The sequence below is a fragment of the Jeotgalibacillus malaysiensis genome (assembly GCF_044789845.1).
In the GTDB taxonomy this organism is placed as follows: domain Bacteria; phylum Bacillota; class Bacilli; order Bacillales; family Jeotgalibacillaceae; genus Jeotgalibacillus; species Jeotgalibacillus malaysiensis_A.
Map to the genome: position 1 here is coordinate 1,630,291 of NZ_CP085252.1, position 25,748 is coordinate 1,656,038.

The 25,748-nt window shown below is 41.5% G+C and carries 31 protein-coding genes; all 31 read left to right on the top strand.

Annotated elements, in window-relative coordinates; genetic code table 11:
- The 31 genes from fliH (at position 1) to tsf (ending at position 25,676) form a co-directional block, all read left to right on the top strand.
- Entirely contained in the window at positions 1-765 is a 765-nt protein-coding gene (gene fliH / locus LG330_RS08825; RefSeq protein ID WP_404409549.1) for a flagellar assembly protein FliH, read from the top strand.
- The gene (gene fliI / locus LG330_RS08830; protein WP_404409162.1) at positions 762-2,090 is read left to right on the top strand and encodes a flagellar protein export ATPase FliI; all 1,329 of its coding nucleotides are present in this window, start codon (positions 762-764) and stop codon (positions 2,088-2,090) included. Before fliH ends, fliI begins: the two co-directional genes overlap by 4 nt.
- A 3-nt stretch (positions 2,091-2,093) precedes the next feature.
- Complete coding sequence (gene fliJ, locus LG330_RS08835) at positions 2,094-2,540, top strand: flagellar export protein FliJ (protein WP_404409164.1); 447 nt, start codon at positions 2,094-2,096, stop codon at positions 2,538-2,540.
- Between the two features lie 5 nt (positions 2,541-2,545).
- The gene (locus tag LG330_RS08840; RefSeq protein WP_404409166.1) at positions 2,546-3,154 is read left to right on the top strand and encodes a MotE family protein; all 609 of its coding nucleotides are present in this window, start codon (positions 2,546-2,548) and stop codon (positions 3,152-3,154) included.
- A 31-nt stretch (positions 3,155-3,185) separates the two neighbouring features.
- Positions 3,186-4,415 carry a flagellar hook-length control protein FliK gene (locus LG330_RS08845; protein ID WP_404409168.1) on the top strand — a complete coding sequence of 410 codons (1,230 nt, stop codon included), beginning with the start codon at positions 3,186-3,188 and terminating at the stop codon, positions 4,413-4,415.
- A 3-nt stretch (positions 4,416-4,418) separates the two neighbouring features.
- Positions 4,419-5,048 carry a flagellar hook assembly protein FlgD gene (gene flgD, locus LG330_RS08850; RefSeq protein WP_404409170.1) on the top strand — a complete coding sequence of 210 codons (630 nt, stop codon included), beginning with the start codon at positions 4,419-4,421 and terminating at the stop codon, positions 5,046-5,048.
- A 14-nt stretch (positions 5,049-5,062) separates the two neighbouring features.
- Positions 5,063-5,425 carry a TIGR02530 family flagellar biosynthesis protein gene (locus LG330_RS08855; RefSeq protein WP_404409172.1) on the top strand — a complete coding sequence of 121 codons (363 nt, stop codon included), beginning with the start codon at positions 5,063-5,065 and terminating at the stop codon, positions 5,423-5,425.
- Positions 5,426-5,493: 68 nt separating this feature from the next.
- Positions 5,494-6,657 carry a flagellar hook protein FlgE gene (locus tag LG330_RS08860; protein WP_404409174.1) on the top strand — a complete coding sequence of 388 codons (1,164 nt, stop codon included), beginning with the start codon at positions 5,494-5,496 and terminating at the stop codon, positions 6,655-6,657.
- A 50-nt stretch (positions 6,658-6,707) separates the two neighbouring features.
- Positions 6,708-6,929 carry a flagellar FlbD family protein gene (locus LG330_RS08865; protein ID WP_404409176.1) on the top strand — a complete coding sequence of 74 codons (222 nt, stop codon included), beginning with the start codon at positions 6,708-6,710 and terminating at the stop codon, positions 6,927-6,929.
- On the top strand, positions 6,919-7,356 hold the full coding sequence (gene fliL, locus LG330_RS08870) for a flagellar basal body-associated protein FliL (protein WP_404409178.1): 438 nt from the start codon (positions 6,919-6,921) through the stop codon (positions 7,354-7,356). Before LG330_RS08865 ends, fliL begins: the two co-directional genes overlap by 11 nt.
- A gap of 32 nt (positions 7,357-7,388) precedes the next feature.
- Positions 7,389-8,387 (top strand): flagellar motor switch protein FliM, encoded by a 999-nt coding sequence (fliM, locus tag LG330_RS08875; RefSeq protein WP_404409180.1) that lies wholly within the window; start codon positions 7,389-7,391, stop codon positions 8,385-8,387.
- Positions 8,377-9,546: a flagellar motor switch phosphatase FliY gene (gene fliY / locus LG330_RS08880; protein ID WP_404409182.1), complete on the top strand. Its 1,170-nt coding sequence runs from the start codon at positions 8,377-8,379 to the stop codon at positions 9,544-9,546. The genes fliM and fliY overlap by 11 nt, the downstream gene beginning before the upstream one ends.
- Before the next feature lie 22 nt (positions 9,547-9,568).
- Complete coding sequence (locus LG330_RS08885; protein ID WP_134379496.1) at positions 9,569-9,931, top strand: response regulator; 363 nt, start codon at positions 9,569-9,571, stop codon at positions 9,929-9,931.
- Positions 9,932-9,936: 5 nt separating this feature from the next.
- Entirely contained in the window at positions 9,937-10,575 is a 639-nt protein-coding gene (locus tag LG330_RS08890) for a flagellar biosynthetic protein FliO (protein ID WP_404409183.1), read from the top strand.
- Positions 10,568-11,233 (top strand): flagellar type III secretion system pore protein FliP, encoded by a 666-nt coding sequence (gene fliP / locus LG330_RS08895; protein ID WP_404409185.1) that lies wholly within the window; start codon positions 10,568-10,570, stop codon positions 11,231-11,233. Before LG330_RS08890 ends, fliP begins: the two co-directional genes overlap by 8 nt.
- A 14-nt stretch (positions 11,234-11,247) precedes the next feature.
- Positions 11,248-11,517, top strand: a complete 270-nt coding sequence (fliQ, locus tag LG330_RS08900) for a flagellar biosynthesis protein FliQ (protein WP_039808906.1) — start codon at positions 11,248-11,250, stop codon at positions 11,515-11,517.
- A gap of 2 nt (positions 11,518-11,519) precedes the next feature.
- Positions 11,520-12,296 carry a flagellar biosynthetic protein FliR gene (gene fliR / locus LG330_RS08905; RefSeq protein WP_404409187.1) on the top strand — a complete coding sequence of 259 codons (777 nt, stop codon included), beginning with the start codon at positions 11,520-11,522 and terminating at the stop codon, positions 12,294-12,296.
- 3 nt (positions 12,297-12,299) lie between these two features.
- Positions 12,300-13,379 carry a flagellar biosynthesis protein FlhB gene (gene flhB / locus LG330_RS08910; protein ID WP_404409189.1) on the top strand — a complete coding sequence of 360 codons (1,080 nt, stop codon included), beginning with the start codon at positions 12,300-12,302 and terminating at the stop codon, positions 13,377-13,379.
- Positions 13,380-13,398: 19 nt separating this feature from the next.
- On the top strand, positions 13,399-15,432 hold the full coding sequence (gene flhA / locus LG330_RS08915) for a flagellar biosynthesis protein FlhA (protein ID WP_404409191.1): 2,034 nt from the start codon (positions 13,399-13,401) through the stop codon (positions 15,430-15,432).
- Between the two features lie 2 nt (positions 15,433-15,434).
- Positions 15,435-16,538, top strand: a complete 1,104-nt coding sequence (flhF, locus tag LG330_RS08920; RefSeq protein WP_404409551.1) for a flagellar biosynthesis protein FlhF — start codon at positions 15,435-15,437, stop codon at positions 16,536-16,538.
- The gene (locus tag LG330_RS08925; RefSeq protein WP_404409193.1) at positions 16,538-17,395 is read left to right on the top strand and encodes a MinD/ParA family protein; all 858 of its coding nucleotides are present in this window, start codon (positions 16,538-16,540) and stop codon (positions 17,393-17,395) included. Before flhF ends, LG330_RS08925 begins: the two co-directional genes overlap by 1 nt.
- Before the next feature lie 9 nt (positions 17,396-17,404).
- Positions 17,405-18,478, top strand: a complete 1,074-nt coding sequence (locus LG330_RS08930) for a chemotaxis response regulator protein-glutamate methylesterase (RefSeq protein WP_404409195.1) — start codon at positions 17,405-17,407, stop codon at positions 18,476-18,478.
- Between the two features lie 7 nt (positions 18,479-18,485).
- Complete coding sequence (locus tag LG330_RS08935) at positions 18,486-20,468, top strand: chemotaxis protein CheA (RefSeq protein ID WP_404409197.1); 1,983 nt, start codon at positions 18,486-18,488, stop codon at positions 20,466-20,468.
- A 45-nt stretch (positions 20,469-20,513) separates the two neighbouring features.
- Entirely contained in the window at positions 20,514-20,954 is a 441-nt protein-coding gene (locus LG330_RS08940; RefSeq protein ID WP_404409199.1) for a chemotaxis protein CheW, read from the top strand.
- Positions 20,951-21,574, top strand: coding sequence for a chemotaxis protein CheC (locus tag LG330_RS08945; RefSeq protein WP_404409200.1), 624 nt, complete (start codon positions 20,951-20,953; stop codon positions 21,572-21,574). Before LG330_RS08940 ends, LG330_RS08945 begins: the two co-directional genes overlap by 4 nt.
- A gap of 1 nt (position 21,575) precedes the next feature.
- Positions 21,576-22,064 (top strand): chemotaxis protein CheD, encoded by a 489-nt coding sequence (locus LG330_RS08950; protein ID WP_404409202.1) that lies wholly within the window; start codon positions 21,576-21,578, stop codon positions 22,062-22,064.
- Positions 22,065-22,259: 195 nt separating this feature from the next.
- Positions 22,260-23,030 (top strand): FliA/WhiG family RNA polymerase sigma factor, encoded by a 771-nt coding sequence (locus LG330_RS08955; protein ID WP_404409204.1) that lies wholly within the window; start codon positions 22,260-22,262, stop codon positions 23,028-23,030.
- Between the two features lie 13 nt (positions 23,031-23,043).
- On the top strand, positions 23,044-23,346 hold the full coding sequence (locus LG330_RS08960) for a hypothetical protein (RefSeq protein ID WP_404409206.1): 303 nt from the start codon (positions 23,044-23,046) through the stop codon (positions 23,344-23,346).
- 12 nt (positions 23,347-23,358) lie between these two features.
- On the top strand, positions 23,359-23,808 hold the full coding sequence (locus LG330_RS08965; RefSeq protein ID WP_404409208.1) for a DUF6115 domain-containing protein: 450 nt from the start codon (positions 23,359-23,361) through the stop codon (positions 23,806-23,808).
- 179 nt (positions 23,809-23,987) lie between these two features.
- On the top strand, positions 23,988-24,704 hold the full coding sequence (gene rpsB / locus LG330_RS08970; RefSeq protein ID WP_404409210.1) for a 30S ribosomal protein S2: 717 nt from the start codon (positions 23,988-23,990) through the stop codon (positions 24,702-24,704).
- A 90-nt stretch (positions 24,705-24,794) separates the two neighbouring features.
- On the top strand, positions 24,795-25,676 hold the full coding sequence (tsf, locus tag LG330_RS08975; RefSeq protein WP_404409212.1) for a translation elongation factor Ts: 882 nt from the start codon (positions 24,795-24,797) through the stop codon (positions 25,674-25,676).
- Positions 25,677-25,748: the final 72 nt, after the last annotated feature.

Here is a 25,748-nt window from a genome sequence, read left to right on the forward strand (position 1 = left end):
GTGATTAAATCAGGCTTTGTAGGACATGGTGAATCATCCGGCAAATCCATTCCATTCAGACAAATCATGCATGGTGCAGATCATTCAGATGATAGCCTGTCCTGGACTGTTGAACAGGCAAGAAGAGAATCGAACAGGCTTGTTCTTGATGCGAATGAACAGGCACAAAAGCTACTTGAGGATGCTCAGCGAGAGACTGAACAGCTTCTCTTACAAATTGATGAAAAGAAAAGTCAGTGGCTAAGTGAAAAAGAAGAGCTGCAAAAACAAGCATATGAAGAAGCTTTTGCTCAAGGGTATGAAGAAGGCCGTAACAAAGGCTATCAGGATGTCACGCATCTCGTTACTGAAGCACAGGAGATCGTTGCTGCTTCAAAAGCTACACTTCAGGCGCACATTGAGGAAAATGAAATGGTCATTCTTGATCTTGCAATGAAGTCAGCCGAGAAAATCATGTCACAGCAGCTTGAAGATTCGCCTGAAAAATATCTTCCTATCGTAAAGAAGGGGATAAAAGAGGCCAGAGAGATGAAGGAAGTTAAAATCTATATAGCTGTTCAGCAATTTACTTTTCTGCAAAATGAGAGAGATGAGCTGCTTGCGATTTTTCCTACAGATGTCAGACTTTATATTTATCCTGAAGAAGAATTAGAGCCTTATAAATGCTTTATTGAAACGGCTAATGGAAGAATCGATATCAGCATTGACACACAGCTTACAGAATTAAAAGCTGGTCTTGCTGAAATTCTGAGGAGTTCAATATGAAGGCAGCAGAATTAATCCAGCACATTCAATCGATTAAAACAGTCCGTCACTACGGAAAAGTAAAAAGAGTGATCGGTCTGATGATTGAATCTCAAGGTCCGGAAAGCTCGATTGGGGAAGTATGTTACATACATGTACATTCCAGTTCAAGAAAGCGAACGGTTCAGATAAAAGCTGAGGTAGTTGGTTTTAAGGATGAAATGGTTGTTTTGATGCCGTTTACTCACGTTCAGGATATCGCACCGGGCAGCATTGTCGAAGCCAGCGGTTCACCTCTTGAAATCCGTGTAGGTGAAGCACTCATCGGGAAAATCGTGGATCCGCTTGGTCATCCGATAGATGACAGCGTTCTTCCGGCGGGTATGAAGCACGTCACTACCGAACAGGAGCCGCCGAATCCATTAACGAGGCCGCCGATCAATGAAGTGATGGAGGTTGGCGTCAAAGCCATTGATGGAATGCTGACAGTCGGTAAAGGACAACGGATCGGCATTTTTGCCGGAAGTGGTGTCGGAAAAAGTACGCTGCTTGGCATGATTGCAAGGAACACAGAAGCAGATTTGAATATTATTGCTCTGATTGGTGAACGGGGACGGGAAGTCCGGGAGTTTATCGAACGTGACCTGGGACCTGAAGGCGTTAAGAAAAGTATTATTATTGCGGCTACGTCTGATCAGCCTGCTCTGATGAGAATCAAGGGTGCTCTGACTGCTACAGCCATCGCAGAGTATTTTAGAGACCGTGGCTTGAATGTCATGCTCATGATGGATTCTGTCACACGTGTTGCAATGGCTCAGCGTGAAATCGGTCTGGCTGTAGGTGAACCTCCTGCTACTAAAGGATATACACCGTCAGTATTCGGGTTATTACCAAAGCTTCTTGAACGTACAGGGACAAATGAGAATGGCAGTATTACCGCATTTTATACGGTGTTAGTAGATGGTGATGATATGAATGAACCGATTGCTGATACTGTGCGTGGAATACTTGACGGTCACATCGTGTTAGACCGCTCTATTGCAAATAAAGGACACTATCCAGCCATCAATGTGTTAAAAAGTGTCAGCCGTCTGATGAATCATCTGGTTGACAAAGGACATCTGAGAGCTGCGGAAAAAATGAGAGAAATGATGAGTACATATGATCAGGCAGAAGATCTGATCAATATAGGTGCTTATAAAAAAGGTTCATCAAAAGAGATTGATCAGGCGATTCAATATCAGCCGATGATCAAACAGTTTTTAAAACAGTCCACTGATTTGAAAGTGCCTTTAGCTGAAAGTGCAAGACAGCTGGTCCAGTTATCTGAAAAGGGTGAGGGATAATAAATGGCTTATCAATATCGATTTGACCGCGTGCTGACAGTAAGAGAACGGGAACAAAAAGAAGCGGAAGACCGTTATAGAGATTCTGTTAATTCCTTTGAAAAAATGGCTCAGAAATTATATGAGCTATTAAAGAAAAAAGAGTTGATGGAGGATTCACAGGCTGATCAGATGAAAACCGGTATTCCGGTACAGCTGCTTAGACACGGTCAACAGTTCTTAACCAATATTGAACAAAGCATTTCTTATCAGCAAAAGCTGGTAATGGACGCCAGGTCAAATATGCAGCGTCATGAGCACCGGCTGATGGAACGTAATATCGAAGTCAGGAAATATGAAAAAATACGTGAACATGATAAAAAGCGGTATGTTGCAGAGCAGGAGCAGGCTGACAGAGAGCAGATGAATGAGTTGTCAATTGCGCAGTTTATGAACCGCAGAAACAGGTGATACAGATGAAACAAAAACAGCAAAAGCAGTCTATCCGCACTGAGGCTGAAGAAGAGAAGTCTCCAGGGAAATTACAGGTATTCTTTCTCCTGATTTTTGTGCCGGTGCTCTTCCTGATTTTTATTGTGCTGATTGTTACAACCATTCTTGATATCAATGTGATCGAAAAAGCTGAGGAAATCGGCATTGATGTTCCATTCCTTGGTGAAGAAGCAGAACCTGAGGATACACCTGTAAACCCTGAGGACAGGATTGTCAGCCTGCAGGCTCAGATTGAAGAAAAAGATGTATATATCGGTCAGATGGAACAGGAGTTAATCAGTCTTGAAGACGAGAACGACCTTTTAATAGAAGAACAGGAAAGATTACAGGCTGACATAGAGAGGCTGCAAACTGAGCGGGATGCTGCAGGAAGAGAATTTGCAGAAATCGTTTCAGTGTATGAGGATATGAAAGGAAAAGAAGCGGCACCGATCATTTTAGATCTGAATGATGAGGATGCGATTCGACTGCTATCAAATCTTTCAGCTGAAATGGTGTCAGAAATCTTTTCTGCAATGCCCCCTGCAGATGCAGCACGCTACACAGAATTAATCTCTACTCGTTCACAATAAAAACTGGCATTTGAAAGGAGGTGAAAAAGAATTGATCGGACAAATTGTAATGCAGGTAGTGCAGCCCGCGCAACAGCTTGGTAGTGTGAAGGAAGGCATGACCAGCCCAAATGAATTATTTGGTGCGATGCTTTTAAATGCAGGCAGGGAATCTCTTCTAACTGATGAAGCGGTGCTTTCTGAGTTGGAAGTTCTCTTTGAAAAGCTGATGTCAGCAGTTGAATCTGAAGACATGGCGTCGTTTTTAAAAGCTGCTGGTGAAACAGATCCGGCAATCAAGCAAATGTTTATGCTTTTCGATGAAACAGAAATGAAGGATTTGACGATGCCTGAACTTTTACTTGCCGCTGGTGTAAATGAAGAACTTGTTGAAAAAGCACACAATGAGGAAATATCTGCGCCTGAAGAGTTGTTACGACAGATTTTAAAGCTTGAGGAAGAAGAACTGCCTGAAAATAAGGAGTTCACGCTGCCAAACCTTGCTGAATTACAGCGGACCATTATGTATCAAAATGTCAAAACTGACCTTCAGCATGCTAAGCAGCTTACAGTTCATGAAGACCTTGCAAAATTAGTCTTACTCACAAAAGGCCTTTCTTTAATGGATCAGAAAAATTCAGTGAATCCTGAGAAAAATCATCTGGTGCAGAAAATGTCTGAAGTAATGGAGGCAATTCAAACTTTTTTCAAAAATACCATCAGGGAACTGAATGTCCCTAAGCAAAATGATGTACTAAAGCAGACAACATTGCCCGAAGTGATGAAAAACGATCATGGAATGCTGAATTTGCAGACATTGCAGCTTCAATCAGGTCCTGTTAAATGGTCATTAGCTCAGCCACTAAGACAGCCCGATACGGCACATCAGCTTATGGAACAATTTCAGCAGGTTATGCAAAAAGCAGGCTTTGGAAAAGTGAATGGAACTGAAAAACTGATGATCCGTCTACAACCGGAACATCTGGGAACGTTGAAAATTGAACTGCTTCAAAAAGACGGAATGATGACAGCGAGAATTATCGCATCATCAGCGGTCGCCAAAGAAATGATAGACTCTCAGTTAAATCAACTAAGACAGTCATTTGCAGCACAGAACCTGCAGGTGGAAAAAATAGAAATTGCCCATACAGAAACTACTGAAAACAAACTAAACAAAGATAGTGACAATCAGCAGCATCAGGGGCAGGACCGACAAAAACATGAGCAGGAAGACGATGAACAGGTTTCATTTCACGACATATTCCTGAATATTGAGGTGTAAGGATTGAATCCAACAAGTATCAACGAAAGCTTATATTTATCTTCACTCGACAAGAAAAAGCTTGAACCGAAAGATCAGGCAATGGGAAAAGATCAGTTTTTAAAACTGTTGATTGCCCAGCTGCAGAACCAGGATCCAACACAGCCAATGGAAGACAAAGAATTCATCTCACAGATGGCAAACTTCTCAAGCCTTGAGCAAATGACCAATATGGCTAGTTCATTTGAAAAATTTGCGACGATGCAGGAACAGACATCACTCATTCAATATAACGAGTTTGTCGGTAAAGAAGTAAAGTGGGACAAGATGGAAATGCTTGATGGTGAACAGGTTGCGACAGATGGAAAAGGAATTGTTGAAACCGTTAAATTCAAAGGCGGCTCTGTTGAGTTCACACTTGAAGATGGTACCACGCTGACACCGGGTAATATTTCAGAAGTAAATAAAGGTGAGCTCCAGGATTCACTTCAGCAGGCAAGTATGATGATTGGAAAGAAAGTAAGCTTTATGAAGGATGACAAAGAAATTGAAAGTACAATTGTATCAGTTTCAAGAAAAGAAGGAGCAATCTGGCTGCATACAGCAGACGAGCAGCGGATTAAAGCCGATGAGCTGATCAAAATCGCACAGTAAAGGATTTGAAGTATATGGAGCATATCCGATTCAACCCGATTCACACACCACCGGCTGCTCCAGTAAAGAAACAAACGAAGCAAACCGGTTTTGCTGACAAACTTCAGCAGGTGCTCGGGGAAGAGTTAAAATTCAGCAGGCATGCGAATGAAAGACTCACATCACGAAATATCAATATCACCCCTGACCAGTGGCAAAGAGTGTCAGATAAAGTGAATGAAGCTGATAGTAAAGGTGTAAAAGATTCGCTTGTCCTATTGGATCAGGCAGCACTGATTGTCAGTATTCAAAATCGCACAGTTGTAACAGCAATGGATAAGAAAGACTTAAAAGATCAGATATTCACAGGCATTGATGGCACTATCATTTTAGAATAGGTGGACCTGAAAAAGGAGCCTAAGAGCCAGCTGACCGACAGAAGCGGCTCACGAAAGGGGAAAACATAATGATTCGTTCAATGTATTCAGGTATTGCAGGACTTAAAAACTTTCAGACAAAGCTTGATGTAATTGGTAATAACATCGCAAACGTAAACACATTCGGCTTTAAAAAAGGCCGTGTGACATTCCAGGAGGCAATGAACCAGACAATTTCCGGCGCAACTGCTGCTGTAGAAGGCCGTGGAGGTAAGAATCCGTTGCAGGTTGGTTTAGGATCTGTAACAGCCACAATTGACAGTGTTCAAACTCAGGCGTCATTACAAACTACGGGTCGTTCGTTAGACCTTTCGATTAATGGAGACGGATTCTTCGTAGTCCAGGGGCCGGGTGGTCAAAACCTATATACACGTGGAGGGAACTTCTACCTTGATCAGGCGGGTACTCTTGTGAATGGTGATGGATATAGAGTTCAACAATTTGATAATGGGGTTCTAGAAGATATTACAATTAATGCAAGTGGAGTATTGCCTGCACAAACATCCTCTAATATAACGTTTAGTGGTAATTTATCATCATCAATCGCAGATTTAACGTCAGAATTTTCTCAACAAGTGAAATTGGTTAATGATCTAGGACAGGAATCAACCTATACAGCTACGTTCAGTCCTGGAGCAAATGCTAATGCCTGGGGTTACACTTTAACAGATTATTCATCAGGGACAGCTAATGTGGTTGGTTCAGGAAATGTAAATGTTGGTGGTACAAACAATGTTACTCTACCTGGTATTGCTGCTCCTGTAACGTTTGATTTTACAAATGTTACCAATGATGCTGGTGAAATCTCAATTCAAGGAGTCGCAGATGGAAATAGAGAAGGATCGATAGAAAGCTTTTCGGTATCACAAACAGGAGTTGTTAATGCTGTATATTCTAATGGTCTTGTAATGCCAATGGCTTCAATCAGCCTTGCGAGTTTCAATAATCCATCAGGTCTTGTGAAAGCAGGTAATAACCTGTTTCAAGAGTCAGTTAACTCAGGTGTAGCAAATATCGGGAACGTCGAAACAATTGGTGGATCGATCTCTGCGGGTACACTTGAAATGTCCAACGTTGACCTGTCAGAGGAATTCACAGAAATGATCACAGCACAGCGTGGATTCCAGGCCAATACGCGAATTATTACAACGTCTGATCAAATTTTAGAAGAGTTAGTTAATCTGAAGCGATAATCCGGTGAGGGGGTGACGGCGTCTTCAGACCGATGAAGACGCCGGCTTTAATGATCCAGTTAAAAAGATTAAATGGTAAAGAGTTTATGATTAACGCAATTTACATCGAAACAGTAGAAGCGTTTCCTGACACGACTATTACACTGACGAATGGAAAGAAATATATAGTGAAAGATTCCATGAGTGATGTGAGAGGGAAAATTACTGACTTTTATCGTGCGATCCATGTGTTGAACATGACGCACCTGAAGGAGGAAACAGATGAAGAGTAAAAATAAATTACTGGTCACCATGCTCGTCATTCTTGTATCCATTACGCTTGTCGGCGTGATTGTACTGGTTGTATCTGATCAGCTTGCTGAAGGCGGAGAGAAAGAAGAAGTCAGGTTATCAGCTGCAGAAATTGTAGAAGCAACAGTTGAAGTGCCGGAAGTAACCACAAACATTGGCAGTAACAATTTTGCCAGAGTCTCTATGTCAATTCAGACAGACAGCAAAGAAGCAGCAGAAGAATTAACACAGCTTGAGTTTCAGGTGAAAGATATCTTAATAGATGAATTGCTGGAAATGGATAAATCAGATCTTGAGGGGAGTGCAGGGAAAGACGCACTTGAAGAGATTGTTGCAAACCGGGTGAATGATTTACTTCAGGAAGGTGAAGTCATTCAGGTTTATACGACATCAATTGTCGTTCAATAATGAAAGAAGCAGATGGACGGAGGTGAACTTAAGTGGCTGGAGATATTCTCTCGCAAAATGAAATTGATGCACTATTATCAGCCATATCAACTGGTGAAATGTCAGCGGAAGAGATTAAAAAGGAAGAGCAGGAAAAGAAGGTTAAAGTATATGACTTTAAAAGGGCGCTCAGGTTTTCAAAAGATCAGATAAGAAGTATATCAAGGATCCATGAAAACTTTGCCAGACTGCTCACGACATTTTTCTCTGCCCAGCTCCGGACATATGTTCAAATAAATGTAGCATCTGTTGATCAGATCCCGTATGAGGAATTTATACGATCTGTTCCTAAAATGACGATTTTGAATGTTTACGAGGTTCCACCGCTTGATGGAAAAATTCTGATGGAAATTAATCCAAATGTAGCTTATGCAATGATGGACAGAGTTCTTGGTGGTCATGGCTCTAGCGTCAGTAAGATTGATAACTTAACAGAAATTGAAACGAAAATTATGTCAACGCTTTTTGAACGGGCATTTGATAATTTACGAGAAGCATGGGGTAACGTTGCTGATATAGATCCGATATTGACTGATTTTGAGGTGAACCCACAGTTTCTTCAGGTTATTTCACCTAACGAAACGGTAGTGGTGATCTCACTTAATACGGTAGTCGGTGAGACAACAGGGATGATCAATATATGTCTTCCTCATGTTGTGCTTGAACCGATTATGCCAAATCTTTCAATCAAGCACTGGATGCAGTCTGAGAAAAAAGAGTTAAATCCTGAAGAAAAGCTTCAGCTTGAAAAAAGAGTTAAGAAAGCTGATTTGTCAATTACAGCTGAGCTTGGTTCTTCTATGCTAGCGATCGAGGAATTTTTAATGCTTGAAGTCGGTGACGTACTTGAATTAAATCACCGTTACGATGAACCGGTTGTGCTCAAAATCGGTGATATACCAAAATTCATTGTACAGCCTGGACAGCTGGGTAAAAAAATCGGCGTTCAGATTATTGAAGAAGTGAAAGGAGGAGAGGACGATGATGAGTGATGACATGCTCTCCCAGGATGAAATTGATGCTTTGCTAAAGGGCACTGCAGATGAAGTACCGGAAGAAAAAAAACCGGATCCGTCCGAAGAGCTGGATGAGGTGGCAATCGATGCTTTGGGAGAAATTGGAAATATATCATTTGGCAGTTCTGCCACTGCACTATCAACATTGTTAAATCAAAAGGTGGATATTACAACACCATCAGTTAACTTAGTAAACACAAAGGAAATCTCTAAGTCATTTCCTCACCCTTCAGTAGCCATTAATGTTCATTATACTGAGGGCTTAAAGGGGAATAACCTGCTCGTGATAAAGCAGTCGGATGCAGCAGTGATTGCAGATCTGATGCTTGGAGGAGACGGGACGAACCCTTCTCAAGACCTTGGGGAAATTCAGCTGAGTGCTGTACAGGAAGCAATGAATCAGATGATGGGTTCTGCTTCCACTTCAATGTCTACAATCTTTGGGGTGAAGGTGGATATCTCACCGCCGAGTATTGAATTAATGGATCTGGAAAGTGAAGATGGAATGGGGAATCTGCCTGAGGAAGATGAAGTCATTCAGAGCTCGTTTAACTTAAAAATCGGCTCACTGATTGATTCAGATATTATGCAGCTGATCCCGCTTGAATTCGGCAAGTCGCTTGTGAACCAGTTAATGGGCGGCGCTCAGATAGAAGCTCAAAATGAAGCTGCTGCTGCGGCTCCCGCAGCTGAAAGACCAGCACCTGTAGAAGAAAGGGAAGTGCAGCAACCAGTTGAAATTGCTCCTCAGTACACCGAGGACGTTCAGTCAGAAGGCGTTCAATTGAACAGAGACCGTGCAGTTGCTAAAGCAGTAGACGTTCAGCCTGCCCAGTTTTCACAATTTGAAAACCCTGGACTCAGTGCAGGTGAATCTAGAAACCTTAATCTGCTGCTTGATATTCCGCTGCAGGTCACTGTTGAGTTAGGAAGAACGAAACGATCTGTTCAGGAGATTCTGGAAATGACTTCAGGATCAATTATTGAACTTGATAAGCTTGCTGGTGAACCGGTTGATATTCTTGTAAATAACCGCCTGATTGCAAAAGGTGAAGTCGTAGTAATCGAGGAAAACTTCGGAGTAAGACTGACAGATATCATCAGTAAGTCAGACCGATTAAATAAATTACGCTAATAATAGCTGGAGGTTTTTGAACATGGCGAAGAAAATACTGATTGTTGACGATGCTGCTTTCATGCGCATGATGATTAAGGATATCTTAACGAAAAACGGCTTTGAAGTAGTAGGAGAAGCTGCAGACGGTGCTCAGGCAGTAGAAAAATACAAAGAAACTTCACCTGACCTGGTAACGATGGATATTACAATGCCCGAGATGGATGGGATTACTGCTTTAAAAGAAATCAAAAAGATTGATGGCTCTGCCAAAATTATTATGTGCTCAGCGATGGGTCAGCAGGCTATGGTAATCGATGCGATTCAGGCTGGCGCTAAAGACTTTATCGTTAAGCCATTCCAGGCTGACCGTGTAATTGAGGCAATCTCTAAAGCGATAGGTTGATGAAAATGATTTATAAGTTGTTTTTTGTTCTCTTTCTGCTGACATTTGTCACAGGAGGAGAACAGGTTTTGTTTGCAAGTCCCGGTAATGTTTCAGACTGCATGGGAGATAACCCTTCAGAAGAATGTGCGGAGCAGAATGTACCTGCGATCAGTGACTCGGGTGAACCATCTGGCATTAACTTCTGGACATTTGTCAGACTTGTTGGTGCGCTGGCATTTGTCATTATCCTTTTATACGCACTATTAAAATTTGTAAATAGTAAAACGAAAAATTTTCAGCAAAGCAGGCTGATCAAAAATATGGGCGGGACCACTCTTGGTGGAAACCGTTCTGTACAAATTGTGAAGATTGCAGACAGCTATTATATTCTGGGGGTTGGTGAAGATGTCAACCTGATTAAAGAGATACACACACCGGAAGAAATGGAAGAGCTTGAAGAATATTTTGATCAGAGTGAAAACTTTCAGCAGAGTCCTGTATCAGGGTGGGTCGAAAAGCTGAAAGAACGTAAAGCCGGAAGCGTCCAACAGGATGGTCAGTCATTCAGCAATCTATTTAAGGACCAGCTGAAGGAGCATCAGACACAACGGATGAAAATGTTCGAAAAAGCAAAAGGCAAGGAGCGTAATAAAGATGGATGAGTTCATACAGTTTTTTAATGACAGTCCTCCGGATGATGTAGCAACCTCAGTCAGGTTATTGCTACTGTTAACGGTTCTGTCACTCGCACCGGGAATCTTAATCCTGATGACTTCATTTACGCGAATTGTCATTGTCTTGTCATTTGTCAGAACTTCACTTGCAACACAACAGATGCCACCTAACCAGGTGATCGTTGGATTAGCATTATTTTTAACATTTTTTATTATGGCCCCTGTACTGAGTGAAGTAAATGAGAGGGCATTAACCCCGCTATTTAATGAGGAAATAGATTTAGAGACAGCGTATGAAGAAGCTTCTGTGCCATTTAAGGAATTTATGAGTCAGCACACAAGGCAGAAAGACCTTGAATTATTTTTAAGCTATACAGAAGCGGAGCGGCCTGAATCAATTCAGGATATTCCTTTAACCGTAATGGTTCCTGCTTTTGCTTTAAGTGAAATCAAGACAGCTTTTCAAATGGGATTTATGGTATTCATCCCGTTTCTGGTGATCGACATGGTTGTAGCTTCTGTACTGATGTCCATGGGTATGATGATGCTTCCACCGGTTATGATTTCGTTACCGTTTAAAATCCTGCTGTTTATTTTAGTAGACGGCTGGTATCTCGTCATGCAGTCTCTGCTGCAGAGCTTTTAGGTGGGTGAATTGAAATGAATGGAGAAATGGTCATTGCCATAGCAGAACGCGGCGTATGGATTACACTGATTATCAGTCTGCCATTAATGCTCGTGGCATTAATCGTTGGTTTACTAGTCAGTATATTTCAGGCAACAACGCAGATTCAGGAACAGACGCTTGCTTTTATTCCGAAAATCATTGCTGTCATGGTTGCACTGATCTTTTTTGGACCTTGGATGCTGACTCAGCTCGTCAGCTATGCATCGGATATTTTTACGAATCTTACTAGGTATATCGGTTAGTTATGGAGGAATTGTACCCCAGACTGACAATTTTATTGCTGATTATCGTCAGAATCTCGGCATTCTTTGTGACAATGCCCTTATTCTCTCACAGAACGATTCCTGCCACGCACAGAATCGGCATTGCAATCATGCTGTCTTGGATGATGTATTATACGCTTGATGCTGAACCATTTGAGATCAATGGTGAGTATATCTTATTAATTATTAAAGAAGCAGCTGTCGGCCTATTTATTGGACTCATTGCTTATATTATTCTATCTGCTATTCAGATCGGCGGTAACTTTATAGATTTCCAGATGGGTTTTGCAATGGCGAATGTCATTGACCCGCAGACAGGCGCACAAAGCCCGCTGATCGGGCAGTATCTTTACACACTTGCCATTTTGCTGCTGCTTGCCACGAATGGTCACCATTTAATTTTAGATGGGATATTCTTCAGCTATCAATATATACCGCTTGATCAGGTTACGCTCGGATTTGGAGATCCAATGACTGCTGAATTAATTATTAAAGCATTCGCAGCTACATTTGTCATCGCATTCCAGATGGCAGCGCCGGTTGTTGCAGTATTATTTCTGGTTGATATTGCGCTTGGAATTGTTGCAAGAACATCACCGCAGTTTAATATTTTTGTCATAGGATTTCCGATTAAAATTACCGTAGCATTTATTGTTTTATTTATTGTGATGGGTGTAACGTTTCAGGTTATACAAAGACTATTTGATTTAATATTTGTTGTAATGCGGGATTTGATGATCACGCTTGGGGGCGGTTAGAAAATGAAGCTGAGATTAGACCTTCAGTATTTTGCCGGTGAAAAAACGGAAAAGGCGACACCGAAAAAAAGGCTCGACTCAAGAAAAAAAGGTGAAGTTGCAAAGAGTCAGGATATTAACACCGCATTTATCCTGTTCAGCGTGTTTCTGTTTTTATTTTTTGCAGGCGGATGGTTTGAAGAAAGAATGCTGAACCTAGTAGCTGTTCCATTAATGGATTATATTAAGCGTCCTGTTACATCAGATACACTCATACTGGTTTATGGTGAAATGCTCACGCAAGTTGCGTGGATTGTGCTGCCAATCATGGCAGTTGCAGCGCTTGGAGGGATTGTCGGTAATTATCTGCAGATTGGTTTTTTAATCTCTGCAGATCCACTGAAGCCCAAACTGTCAAAGCTTGACCCGATTAAAGGATTAAAAAGAATTTTTTCTGCCAGAGCACTCGTTGAACTGGCAAAATCAGTGTTGAAGATCTCTCTCGTAGGAATGACGACATTCCTGGTGTTATGGTTCAGTATTGAAGACGTATTGGAACTGTCATTATTACCTGTAACATCCACTTTACAGGTGGCAGGAAGCCTGACTGTTCAAATGGGACTTTTTGCTTCAGGGCTGCTGATTATTTTGGCGGTACTTGATTATCTATATCAGAAATATGATTTCGAGAAAAATATACGAATGTCAAAACAGGATCTCAAAGATGAATATAAGAACACGGAAGGTGACCCGCTGATCAAATCAAAAATTAAGCAGCGGCAAAGGGAAATGGCAATGAAAAGAATGATGTCTGAAGTTCCTGATGCAGATGTTGTTATTACTAATCCTACTCACTATGCCATCGTTCTCAAATATAAAGACGGGGAATTCGATGCCCCTGTTGTAGTTGCCAAAGGCGTTGACTTTTTGGCACAGAAGATCAAAACAATTGCAAAAGAAAATGATGTAGTCGCTGTAGAAAACAGGCCATTAGCCAGAGCATTATATGACCAGGCAGAGATCGGTGACCCGATACCTGAAGAGTTTTTTAAAGCGGTTGCTGAAATTCTTGCTTATGTATACAGAATTAAAAACAAAGTGTGACGCTTGAAAGGGGACCAGCATGAAAGGAAAAGATTTAGCCATACTCGCCAGTGTAATATTGATTATCGCCATGTTGGTTATCCCACTTCCATCATGGATGCTGAGTGTATTAATTATTATTAACATTACACTCGGGCTGATCGTATTACTAACATCAATGAATATGAAAGAACCGCTGGAATTTGCTATTTTTCCATCGTTAATTCTGCTGTTAACCTTATTCAGGCTTGGTCTGAACATATCAACAACTAGAGCTATTTTAAGCAGAGGTGAAGCCGGGGGCGTTGTTGAAACGTTCGGAACGTTCGTTACCGGAGGCAATATTCTTGTCGGAATGGTTGTCTTTATCATATTGATCATCATTCAATTCATTGTAATTACAAAAGGTGCAGAAAGAGTATCTGAAGTAGCTGCGCGGTTTACGCTTGATGCGATGCCGGGTAAGCAGATGAGTATTGATGCTGATTTAAATGCAGGTATGATCTCTGAAGTGGAAGCAAGAGAACGCCGTGAAAAAGTAGGCAGAGAAGCAGACTTTTATGGTGCGATGGATGGAGCAACGAAATTTGTTAAAGGTGACGCTATTGCCGGTATCATTATCGTTTTAATTAACTTAACGTTTGGTATGATTATCGGAATTGTACAAATGGGCATGTCACTCGCTGATTCAGCCAATCAATTCTCACTACTAACAGTTGGTGATGGAATTGTATCTCAAATTCCAGCTCTTTTAATTTCAACAGCTACCGGGATTGTTGTAACAAGAGCCGCTTCAGATGGTAATCTTGGTCAGGATATCACATCTCAGCTGTTTTCATTTGGTCCGATTATGTATGTGGCAGGTACTACAATTGCCCTGCTTGGTATTTTCACACCGATCAGTAATCTGCTGACACTGCCGATTGCATTAATTCTGGTAATTGGCGGGTACACGCTGTCAAAAGCAAAAAAACTTGAAACAGAAGAGTTTACTGATACTGAAGAAGATACCGCAACAGATGAGATGAAAAGTCCGGAAAGTGTTGTCAGCCTGTTAAATGTCGATCAGATTGAATTTGAATTTGGCTATGGTCTTATCCCGCTTGCTGATGCGAATCAGGGTGGAGATCTGCTTGATAGAATCGTTATGATTAGAAGACAGCTGGCGCTTGAGCTTGGATTAGTGATTCCGGTTGTAAGGATCCGTGACAATATTCAGCTCCAGCCGAATGAGTACCGGCTGAAAATTAAAGGGAATGAGGTAGCGAAAGGTGAACTGCTGCTTGATCATTACCTTGCGATGAGCCCTGGTGATGATGACTCAATTGAAGGAATTGATACAATTGAACCTTCATTCGGCCTGCCTGCGAAGTGGATTGATGAATCCGTAAAAGATCAGGCGGAAATGCTCGGGTATACAGTTGTCGATCCGCCTTCAGTCGTGTCTACTCATATTACAGAAATGATAAAAGGGCACGCACACGAATTACTTGGCAGGCAGGAAACAAAACAGCTGATTGATCACCTCCAGGAATCATACCCGATTCTTGTGGAAGAAGTGACACCTTCACCACTTAGTGTGGGGGATGTACAGAAGGTATTATCAAAACTGCTTCGTGAAAATGTATCAATCCGTAACCTGCCGATTATTTTTGAAACACTTGCAGATTATGCACGTATGACCTCAGATACTGATGTGCTTGCAGAGTACGTCAGACAATCTCTTGCAAAACAGATAACGAGTCAATTTGCAGAGCCTGGCGATACCTTAAGGGTGATTACGCTCTCTGGAAGGGTTGAAAAAATGACTGCAGATAATGTGCAGCAGACAGAACACGGGAACTATTTATCGCTGGACCCGAATGATTCCCAGCGGATTCTGGAAGCGATGGCACAACAGATTGAGCAGCTGTCTATGACTGAGCAGACACCGATTGTTTTATGCTCTCCTGCAGTCAGAATGTATATCCGTCAATTAACAGAGAGGTATTTTCCGCAAATACCGATTTTGTCCTATAACGAATTAGAAGCGAATGTGGAAGTTCAAAGTGTTGGGGTGGTGAATGTAGATTGAAAATGAAAAAAATTACGGCACCTACAATGCCAGAGGCGATGAAAAAAGTGCGTAAAGAACTGGGTAATGATGCTGTCATTATGAATTCAAAAGTCATTTACACTGGTGGCATCCTCGGGTTGTTTAAAACAAAACAGATCGAAGTAGTAGCTGGTATTGATTCAGCGGAGCCGCCTACTGAGCAATTGACAGTGGCAGCACTGGACAAACCTGAAATAAAAGCACCGGAAGCAAAAAGTGATCATAAACTTGAGAATGAAATCAAAGAACTGAAGCAAATGGTTCATGCTCTTTCGGCCAGACAAACCGGCTATCAGGACTTCCCCGCACCAATCCGGACCATGCTGGAAAAACTTAAGGAACAGGACTTTAAAGAAAGCTGGATCCTTGAGACAGGCAGTATACTGCATCAAAAGTGGGAGAATCAATCTGATGATTCAGAAATACTGAACTGGACAAAAGAGCATATTTATACTTCTTTACAGCCACTGGCTCATGGAGGTATTGACGCTTCAAAGAAATATATCTGTTTAATCGGACCAACGGGTGTTGGTAAAACAACAACAATTGCAAAGGTAGCAGCAAAGCTCGTGATGGAAGATAAGAAAAAAATCGGTTTTATCACTTCTGACACTTACAGAATCGGTGCCATTGAGCAGCTGAAAACATACGCCGAGCTTCTTAATGTACCTGTTGAGGTCATTTACAACCGTGAGGATTTTCAGGCTGCTGCTGAGAAATTCAGTGATTATGATCATATCTTAATCGATACAGCCGGCAGAAATTACCGGGAGCTTCAGTATGTTGAAGACTTAATGAATACGATTGACTTTCAATCAGATATGCAGACGTTTCTAGTATTATCTATGACTTCCAAGTTCAAAGAAATGAAAGCCATTTATGACAGGTTTAGTGATATGAAGATGCATGGACTAATTTTTACAAAGTGCGATGAGAGTATAACGGTGGGTCCTGCATTTCATATGATGATTGAGAGTCATACAGGTATTGCCTATTTAACAAACGGCCAGGCTGTTCCGGAGGATATCAGTGAAGGTTCATTGAAAGAAGTAAATGAAATGATGATCAGAGGTGTGAAAAGCTAATGGACCAGGCTGAAACATTAAGACAGAAAATGCTCTATATGAATAAACCACTGGCAAAAGCGATTGCTGTAGTCAGCGGTAAAGGCGGCGTCGGAAAGTCCAACTTCTCGATCAACTTTGCTTCAGAACTCGCAACAAAAGGTCATAAAGTATTGCTGATGGATATGGACATCGGTATGGGCAATGTCCATATCCTGCTTGGTGCATCTTCTGATCAGAATATTCTCCATTATCTTGAAGGAGACGGATCGATAGAAGATGTTATTGTCGAGGTTGAAGGTGGCTTTTCATACATATCAGGAGGCTCAGGGTTAAATAAGATGGTTGAGTGGAAAGACCTCGAAATTACCAGGCTGATGGACGGGTTTAATGTACTTCAGCAAAACTATGATTATCTGATTTTTGATATGGGAGCCGGCGCATCAGAAAATGGACTTGAGCTCATTATGGCAGCAGATGAAGTCATCGTCATTACAACAGGTGAGCCCACTTCAATTATGGATGCTTATTCAATGATGAAGTTTATTCATATGAGGGATCATGATAAATCCTTCGCTTTGCTTTGTAATCGTGTGATGAATCCGGAAGAGGGAAAAGTGGCGTTAAGCAGACTATCATCTGCTATGAACAAGTTTTTAAATAAAGATGTGCGTATTCTTGGAAGTCTTCCTGAAGATCCTTATGTAAGAAGGTCCGTCATCAGCCAGACTCCGTTTACAAAGCTGTATCCGGACTCGCCGGCATCTAAGACACTAAAAAATATGGTTCAAGCATATGTAGCACACAATAATGAAGAAGTTCACTCAGTGAAACCCCGCTTTACAGAGCGGCTGTCTGCATTTTTCCGAAGAAAGTGAGGCGATGTCATGCATCGTAAAATAATCAAGGTTCTGGTAGTAGATGATTCTGCTTTTATGCGGAAGCTCGTCCAGGAGTTTTTATCAGAAAATGAAAGAATCGCTGTTATTGGGACTGCCCGCAATGGCAAGGACGCGCTTGCGAAAATACGCTTGTTGAAGCCGGATGTTATTACAATGGATGTGGAAATGCCAATCATGACCGGCCTGGAGGCGCTCAAATTAATTATGAAAGAAAATCCACTGCCAGTGATCATGTTATCCAGTACGACAAGAGAGGGCGCTGAAAATGCTCTTTTAGCCATGGATTACGGGGCAGTGGATTTTATCGCCAAACCATCCGGGACTATTTCACTAGATCTACATTTAATTAAACAAGAACTGATTGGAAAAGTATTGAATGCAGCAGAAGCTACTCTCCTTCCTCAGCAATTTCACCCTGTTAAAGAAAAACAAATGAATATTAGTAAAAAAGAACCCATCTTAACCGATAGTAAATATGACAGGTTTAATCAGACACTCATTTTAATCGGCACATCAACCGGCGGCCCGCGTGCATTGCAAAAAGTACTCTCAGACCTTCCGGGTAATCTGAAAGCGCCGGTCTTGGTCGTTCAGCATATGCCGCCCGGTTTTACAAAATCACTGGCCCAGAGGCTGGATCAGCTGTCAGAACTGAGTGTAAAAGAAGCTGAAGAAGGTGATGTCTGCTTAAATGGTCACGCATATGTAGCACCTGGAGATTTTCATTTAAATATAATTCAGGGCTCAAGGTTGACTTTATCGTTAAGTAAAGAGCCACCTGTCAGTGGACACAGACCATCTGTGGATTTTATGTTCGAATCTGCCTCAGGATTAAAAAATGTAAAAAAAATTGCGGTCATTATGACTGGAATGGGTGCAGATGGGTCTAAAGGTCTGGTAAAATTAAACCATAACGGTCATACTGTATCCATTGCAGAGTCTAAAGATACATGTGTGGTTTTCGGAATGCCAAAAGCTGCAGCTGCAACAGGTCTTGTTACATATACAGAGCCATTACATGAAATTGCAAATAGAATTGTTAAACTAGCAGAAGGGTGAGTTCAATATGGAGATGAACCAATACTTAGAAGTTTTCATAGAAGAAAGTAAAGACCACTTACAAAATTGTAATACACAAATGCTTGAACTTGAAAAGAATCCGTCGGATCTCAGCATCGTAAATGAGATTTTCAGATCAGCTCATACACTAAAAGGAATGTCTGCAACGATGGGTTATGAGGATTTAGCAAGCCTGACCCACCACATGGAAAATGTGCTAGACGATATTAGAAATGAAAAATTAAGTGTTTCAACATCTGTTATGGATGCACTTTTCTCTGCTGTGGACGATCTTGAGGAAATGATCGCTTCAATCGCCTCAGGTGGTGATGGCAAAAAAGATGTAAGCCAGTCAGTGTCAATGCTTGAAGGGATTTTATCAGGAGAATTATCAAAGCCTGCTTTAGAAGAAAGTCAGTCAAGTGTTCAATATGATGAGTTTGAGAGAACGGTCATCCTGCAGTCATTGGAGCAGGGATATCATGCACTTGAGCTGACAGTCAGTCTGAGGGATGACTGTCTTTTAAAAGCTGCGAGAGTATTTATGGTTTTTGAAGTGCTTGAAAAATCAGGAGAAGTCATTAAGTCATCTCCATCAGTTGATCAACTTGAAGAAGAAAACTTTGATCAGCAATTTTGCGTGACAATTGCAACAAAGGAAAATGCAGATTTTATTGAAAAAAGTGTAATGAAAGTTTCAGAGGTGGAATCAGCTGTTGCTACAGAGGTAAAACTTGATTATGAAGAGATGTCTGTATCTGACAAAGCCACAGAAGAAGCAGCAGTTACGCAAGAAACAGCTGCAGAAGCACCTGAAGAGCTTAAAGAAACTCAGAAAGCTGTGTCTAATAAAACGATCCGTGTGAATATTGACAGACTGGATGTGTTGATGAACCTTTTTGAAGAGCTGGTCATTGACAGAGGACGTCTTGAACAAATATCAAAAGAGCTGAACCATGGGGAACTGAATGAAACGGTTGAACGGATGTCCCGCATTTCAGGAGATCTGCAATCTATCATTTTGACGATGAGAATGGTTCCTGTAGAGACTGTATTTAACCGCTTCCCAAGAATGATCCGTCAGCTTGCAAGAGACCTGAATAAACAGATCAACCTAGAAATCAGTGGTCAGGATACTGAACTGGATCGTACAGTGATCGATGAAATTGGCGATCCGCTAGTACACCTACTTAGAAATGCGATTGATCATGGCGTGGAGTCCCCGGCTGTGAGGAAAGAAAAAGGTAAGTCTGAGACAGGTACCATTCAGCTGAGAGCTTATCACAGTGGTAATCATGTTTTCATTGAAATTGAAGATGATGGGGCAGGTATCAGTAAGGATAAGGTTTTGTCTAAAGCTTTATCTAAAGGGATTGTTACGCAGGAACAGTCAAAAACCATGACTGATTCTCAAATTTATGAGCTGATCATGGCATCTGGTTTCTCTACAGCCGAAACAATATCAGATATATCCGGTAGAGGCGTAGGGCTCGATGTAGTTAAAACGACCATTGAATCTCTCGGAGGATCAATTACCATTCATTCTGCAGAAGGTCAGGGCTCGGTGTTTTCGGTACAGCTTCCACTGACGCTGTCAATTATCTCAGTCATGCTAGTAGAAGTGGAATTCGAAAAATTTGCTATTCCTTTATCTTCAATTATCGAAACTGCTATTGTGAAAAATGATGATATCCTGCATGCTCATAACCAGCGAGTCATTGATTTCAGAGGGAAAGTTGTACCTCTTGTCTTCTTAAATGAAGTTTTTGAAGTTGAAAAAGATAGTGAAGACGATATTCACTCAGTTATTATCGTCCGTAAAGGTGAAAAAATGGCAGGTCTGGTTGTTGATTCATTTATTGGTCAGCAGGAGGTTGTCTTAAAATCGCTGGGTGACTACCTTGGTGACGTGTTTGCAATATCAGGCGCGACAATTCTCGGAGACGGTCAGGTAGCGCTTATTGTAGATTGCAATGCGCTGATCCAGTAATGAATAACTGTGAATTTAACTTAAAGCAGTGAGGAGTGCAACGATATGTCAAATCAGGAACACGATTTAAAGGTAATTGTATTTCAGCTAGTGAATAAAGAGTATGCAGTGCCTGTTCAAAATGTTCAGTCCATTGAAAAAGTTATGCATATTACCAGGGTGCCCGGGGTGCCTGCTTACGTAAGAGGTGTCATTAATCTTCGCGGAGTCGTCACACCGATCATAGATCTAAGGAAACGCTTTTCCCTTGAAGAAACTGTTGAAAGCGAACACACAAGAATTATCATCATTACGATTGACGGTCTTAATGTCGGATTGATTGTAGATTCGGCCAATGACGTGCTGGATCTGTCTAAAGATTCGATTGAGCCGCAGCCACAGGTAGTTGGCAGCATTGAAACTGATTTTATCAGTGGGGTAGCTAAAATCGGTCGCAGATTATTAATTCTGCTACAGCTCGATAAAGTGCTGGAGAATGCTGCATGAGCTATGACGAGGAAATTACTGAATACCAGCTTGATCTATTAAGAGAGATAGGCAATATTGGTGCAGGTAATGCTGCTACTGCTCTTTCCTCTCTCCTGGGCAACAAAGTCGACATGGCTGTACCCCATGTGAAAGTAGTATCCTTTGATGAAATGATGGATATTGCTGGAGGGCCTGAAAATGTTGTAGTCAGTGTGTTCCTGAGGATTGAAGGGGAAATGACAGGGAGCATGTTCTTTATCCTTTCAACAAATCAGGCAGAAAGTTTTATCAGAACGCTGACTAAAGATCCTGAATTTAACTTTGGAAATATAGGTGAATCAGAAATAGGTTTGTCAGCTCTTCAGGAAATGGGTAATATTTTATCAGGCTCCTACTTATCGTCGCTTTCAGATTTTACCCATTTAAACCTTTACCCTACCGTGCCGGCAATTGCCATTGATATGGCAGGGGCAATCATCAGCTTTGGACTGGTCGAACTGTCCCAGGCGGGAGACAAAGTAATTGTTATTGATACAGAACTGATGGATGAAGGGAAACGTCGGGAAAACGGGCAGTTTTTTCTCCTTCCGGACCCTGAGTCATTTAAAGTGCTGTTTCGATCTTTAGGAGTAGATTGATGTGATAAGTACAGGAAATACAATTAAGGTAGGTATTGCTGATGCTAAAATCGTAACCGGACAGGACACGATCAGAACATCAGGTCTAGGTTCCTGTGTAGGGCTTGTCCTGTACGATGAGCGAAGTAAAATAGCCGGACTCGTACATGTCATGCTGCCGGATTCTTCGCTAGCAAGAACAGGAGTAATTAATCCCGCTAAATTTGCTGACACGGGTATTCCATATTTAATCGGATTATTAAAATGCCCGCCATCAAGGTTAAAGGCTAAGCTCGCCGGCGGAGCGCAAATGTTCCAGTTTGCCGGTCAGAAAGACACGATGAGAATAGGACCACGTAATATAGAAGCTGTCAAAAAAGCACTGAGCAGCTACCAGATTAGAGTGATCAGTGAAGACACAGGAGGAAGCAGCGGAAGAACAATTGAATTCGATCCCTCTACCAGCCTGCTGTCAATCAGAACAGTAAACATCGGAGAAAAAGTAATTTAATCTATTTATATAACAAATCCTAATGTGAGTGATCTATGCATCAGTTTTAAGAGCCCTGAATATCAGCGGCTCTTTTTTAATTGCAAAACACAAAAGCCCCTCCTTTTGATATAATAAGAGTTATATATAATCAGTCTAAAGGTTCATGCGATTTTTCAGGTGACGCAGAGCTGAACAGAAAGGAGGCACCATGCCATGGATGAATCAAAAGATCAGGAAAAATATTACTGGCAGATGTGGACTGCCTCCAGGGATTCTCATGCAGGAGACATGCTTGTGCAACGCTATATGCCACTTGTACAATATCATGTCCAGAGAATCAGTGCCGGATTGCCAAAAAATGTTTCGCGTGATGATATTAAGAGTCTTGGATTAATGGGACTCCTCGATGCCTTGCAGAAGTTTGATCCTGAAAGAGATTTGAAATTTGATACATATGCTTCTTTCAGAGTACGGGGAGCCATTATTGATGGACTGAGAAAAGAAGATTGGATGCCCCGGTCAGCCAGGGAAAAAGCCAAAAAAGTTGATGCGGCTATTGAGGAACTTGAACAAAAGTCCCTGAGACACGTGGAAGCACATGAAGTGGCGGCAGCTTTGGATATGCCGGTTGAGGAAGTGTACCAGATTACACAGGAATATTTATTTGCAAATGTTCTTTCAATGGATGACCAGTCAAGTGATCATGATGAAGGTGAAGGCGCAGCTTTTACATTGAGAGATCATCACGCAATAATGCCTGAAGATCAACTCGTGAAAGGCGAGCTTCATCAGGACCTCGCATCAGTTATTTCCCAGCTGAACGAGAAAGAGCAGCTGGTGCTCAGTTTGTTTTATACAGAAGAATTAACGCTCACGGAAATTGGGGAAGTCATGAACTTATCAACCTCCCGTATTTCCCAGATCCATTCAAAATGTCTGTTTAAGCTTCGCAAACTGCTGGCTTCGGAATACAGCCAGACATAAAGGAGAAGGTCAGATGAGTCTTAAACTTGTGGAATTGCAGGTAGCCATCCCTAAAACAGTCGATGCAGGTAAAATGGCAGATCAATTTCAGCAGCAAAATGCAATTAATCAGAGTCAGATGGCGGCACTTGCAGAAAAAGAGCGTCTAAAAAAACTCGGAACAGTCAACCGCTTTGGGGAAAGTGAAAAGACCAATAACAAACGTCAAAGGAAACACGATGCAAATTCTGAAAATAAAAACGCTGATGAGGTTCAGTCATCTATAGCCGGGGAGACACACCCTTTTAAAGGTAGAAGAGTGGATTATTCAGGTTAATAAGGAGTTAACATGATATTATTTTTACTTATCTTATCCATCATTTTTAATATAGCTGCCTTTTTGTCAATTTACCTGTTGTTCCTCAGACAGAACAGATTAATCAGCAAAGAAGTCCAGCATGAAAAAACACTGAATGAAATTGAACAGACATTTACCGGCTACCTGCTTGAAATGAAAGAAGAAAATGAACAGTTTTTAAATCAGTTTGAAAAACTCAGTAAAACAAAGCCTGATGAAGAGGAGGCTGAAAAACCACCACAGGAACCCGTGGTATCATTAAAGACTGCCAGAAACCTTGCTTCAGCAGCCTACAAAAAACCTCAGACGTCAAGACAGCTGTCTGTCAAAGAACAGGCTATTAGCATGATTGATCAGGGCTATTCAATTGAAGAAATTGCTAAAGAACTGAAAAAAGGGAAAACTGAAGTCGAATTAATGCTGAAATTTAACCAATTATAATCCGGGTAAAAGTGTCATCAATAACCACTTGATGACTTTTTTTTTATATGGTATAGTAGTTAACGGTGTTAATACACACGCTTCGTGATTGGGCGGATGGTGCTGCTTACAAGATAAGCAGTTTCCGACCTGTAAATGACCGGAGCGGAGGAGAATAACCACAAGGAGGAAATAACACTATGTCAGTAATTTCAATGAAACAATTGCTAGAAGCAGGTGTTCACTTCGGCCACCAGACACGCCGCTGGAACCCAAAAATGAAGAAGTATATTTTCACGGAGCGTAACGGAATCTACATCATTGACCTTCAAAAGACGGTTAAAAAAGTAGAAGAAGCTTACAAGTTCGTGAAAGAAGTTGCAGCTGACGGAGGAGAAGTTCTTTTCGTTGGTACTAAAAAGCAGGCTCAGGAGTCTGTTAAAGATGAAGCAGAACGTGCAGGTATGCACTTCATCAACCAGCGCTGGTTAGGTGGAACGCTAACAAACTTTGACACAATCCAGCTTCGTATCAACCGTCTTAAGAAAATCGAAAAGATGGAAGAAGACGGCACTTTTGAAGTACTTCCGAAGAAAGAAGTAGTTCAGCTAAGAAAAGAATATGAGCGTCTTGTTAAATTCCTAGGCGGAATCAGAGACATGAAGAAGCTTCCTGATGCTTTATTCATCATCGACCCTCGTAAAGAGCGTATCGCTGTGGCTGAAGCAATCAAGCTGAATATTCCAATCGTAGGAATTGTTGACACAAACTGTGATCCTGACGAAATCGACTATGTAATTCCTGCAAATGATGACGCAATCCGCGCCGTTAAACTTCTGACTTCAAAAATGGCTGACGCTATTTTAGAGTCTAAGCAGGTTGAAGAAGAGGAAGAAGAAGCAGTAGCAGCTGAGTAATAATTTTAAAAGGTGATAAGCGGGAAAATCCCTTATCACCTTTTTTAAAGGATAAAAATGAAATTTTAACAGATATAAGGAGGAATTTTCATGGCTATTACAGCTCAAATGGTTAAAGAACTTCGTGAAAAAACTGGTGCAGGTATGATGGACTGCAAAAAAGCACTACAGGAAACAAATGGAGATATGGATCAGGCAATTGACTTCCTTCGTGAAAAAGGTATTGCTAAAGCTGCTAAAAAAGCTGACCGTATCGCTGCTGAAGGTCTTACATTCATCAAGAGCAATGGAAATGACGCAGTCATTCTTGAGCTTAACTCAGAAACTGACTTCGTTGCGAAAAACGAAGGTTTCCAAAATCTTGGCAATGAATTAGCAGAGCATCTTCTTGCTACTAAGCCTGAGTCTGTTGACGCTGCACTTGAAACAGAAATGAGCAACGGCCAGAAAGTAGGAGACTACATTACTGCCAATGTTGGTAAGATTGGTGAAAAGATCAGCCTTCGCCGCTTTGCTGTCCGCACAAAAGAAGATAACGCTGTATTCGGCGAATACCTTCACATGGGCGGAAGAATCGGTGTTCTTTCAGTAGTAGAAGGTACAACTGAAGAGCAGGTAGCAAAAGATGTAGCGATGCACGCTGCAGCACTTAACCCTAAATTCATATCTCGTGACCAGGTTTCCCAGGAAGAAGCTGACAGAGAGCGTGAAATTCTTACAAAGCAAGCACTAGAAGAAGGCAAGCCTGAAAATATTGTTGCTAAAATGGTAGAAGGCCGCCTGAACAAATACTTCGAGGAAATCTGCATTGTTGATCAGCCATTCGTTAAGAACCCTGATCAGAAAGTGAAAGAATTCCTTGCTTCTAACAGCGCTCAGCTGACTGACTTCGTACGTTATGAAGTTGGAGAAGGTATTGAAAAGCGCCAGGACAACTTCGCTGATGAAGTTATGAGCCAGGTGAAAAAATAATCGTTGATTAAAACGACAAGCGGGGACACTTTGTGTTCCCTCTTTTTTGGAAAAAATGAACCATACGGGAGG

Coding starts and splice junctions, on each gene's coding strand:
- LG330_RS08860 (WP_404409174.1), top strand. CDS start 5,494: ATGATTCGTTCAATGTATTCAGGTATTGCAGGACTTAAAAACTTTCAG.
- fliQ (WP_039808906.1), top strand. CDS start 11,248: ATGAATGGAGAAATGGTCATTGCCATAGCAGAACGCGGCGTATGGATT.
- fliY (WP_404409182.1), top strand. CDS start 8,377: ATGATGAGTGATGACATGCTCTCCCAGGATGAAATTGATGCTTTGCTA.
- LG330_RS08855 (WP_404409172.1), top strand. CDS start 5,063: ATGGAGCATATCCGATTCAACCCGATTCACACACCACCGGCTGCTCCA.
- tsf (WP_404409212.1), top strand. CDS start 24,795: ATGGCTATTACAGCTCAAATGGTTAAAGAACTTCGTGAAAAAACTGGT.
- fliL (WP_404409178.1), top strand. CDS start 6,919: ATGAAGAGTAAAAATAAATTACTGGTCACCATGCTCGTCATTCTTGTA.
- LG330_RS08865 (WP_404409176.1), top strand. CDS start 6,708: ATGATCCAGTTAAAAAGATTAAATGGTAAAGAGTTTATGATTAACGCA.
- flhF (WP_404409551.1), top strand. CDS start 15,435: ATGAAAAAAATTACGGCACCTACAATGCCAGAGGCGATGAAAAAAGTG.
- LG330_RS08960 (WP_404409206.1), top strand. CDS start 23,044: ATGAGTCTTAAACTTGTGGAATTGCAGGTAGCCATCCCTAAAACAGTC.
- LG330_RS08955 (WP_404409204.1), top strand. CDS start 22,260: ATGGATGAATCAAAAGATCAGGAAAAATATTACTGGCAGATGTGGACT.
- fliP (WP_404409185.1), top strand. CDS start 10,568: ATGGATGAGTTCATACAGTTTTTTAATGACAGTCCTCCGGATGATGTA.
- LG330_RS08890 (WP_404409183.1), top strand. CDS start 9,937: ATGATTTATAAGTTGTTTTTTGTTCTCTTTCTGCTGACATTTGTCACA.
- LG330_RS08935 (WP_404409197.1), top strand. CDS start 18,486: ATGGAGATGAACCAATACTTAGAAGTTTTCATAGAAGAAAGTAAAGAC.
- LG330_RS08965 (WP_404409208.1), top strand. CDS start 23,359: ATGATATTATTTTTACTTATCTTATCCATCATTTTTAATATAGCTGCC.
- fliR (WP_404409187.1), top strand. CDS start 11,520: ATGGAGGAATTGTACCCCAGACTGACAATTTTATTGCTGATTATCGTC.
- fliJ (WP_404409164.1), top strand. CDS start 2,094: ATGGCTTATCAATATCGATTTGACCGCGTGCTGACAGTAAGAGAACGG.
- fliI (WP_404409162.1), top strand. CDS start 762: ATGAAGGCAGCAGAATTAATCCAGCACATTCAATCGATTAAAACAGTC.
- flhA (WP_404409191.1), top strand. CDS start 13,399: ATGAAAGGAAAAGATTTAGCCATACTCGCCAGTGTAATATTGATTATC.
- LG330_RS08940 (WP_404409199.1), top strand. CDS start 20,514: ATGTCAAATCAGGAACACGATTTAAAGGTAATTGTATTTCAGCTAGTG.
- LG330_RS08930 (WP_404409195.1), top strand. CDS start 17,405: ATGCATCGTAAAATAATCAAGGTTCTGGTAGTAGATGATTCTGCTTTT.
- LG330_RS08840 (WP_404409166.1), top strand. CDS start 2,546: ATGAAACAAAAACAGCAAAAGCAGTCTATCCGCACTGAGGCTGAAGAA.
- LG330_RS08925 (WP_404409193.1), top strand. CDS start 16,538: ATGGACCAGGCTGAAACATTAAGACAGAAAATGCTCTATATGAATAAA.
- LG330_RS08885 (WP_134379496.1), top strand. CDS start 9,569: ATGGCGAAGAAAATACTGATTGTTGACGATGCTGCTTTCATGCGCATG.
- flhB (WP_404409189.1), top strand. CDS start 12,300: ATGAAGCTGAGATTAGACCTTCAGTATTTTGCCGGTGAAAAAACGGAA.
- LG330_RS08945 (WP_404409200.1), top strand. CDS start 20,951: ATGAGCTATGACGAGGAAATTACTGAATACCAGCTTGATCTATTAAGA.
- rpsB (WP_404409210.1), top strand. CDS start 23,988: ATGTCAGTAATTTCAATGAAACAATTGCTAGAAGCAGGTGTTCACTTC.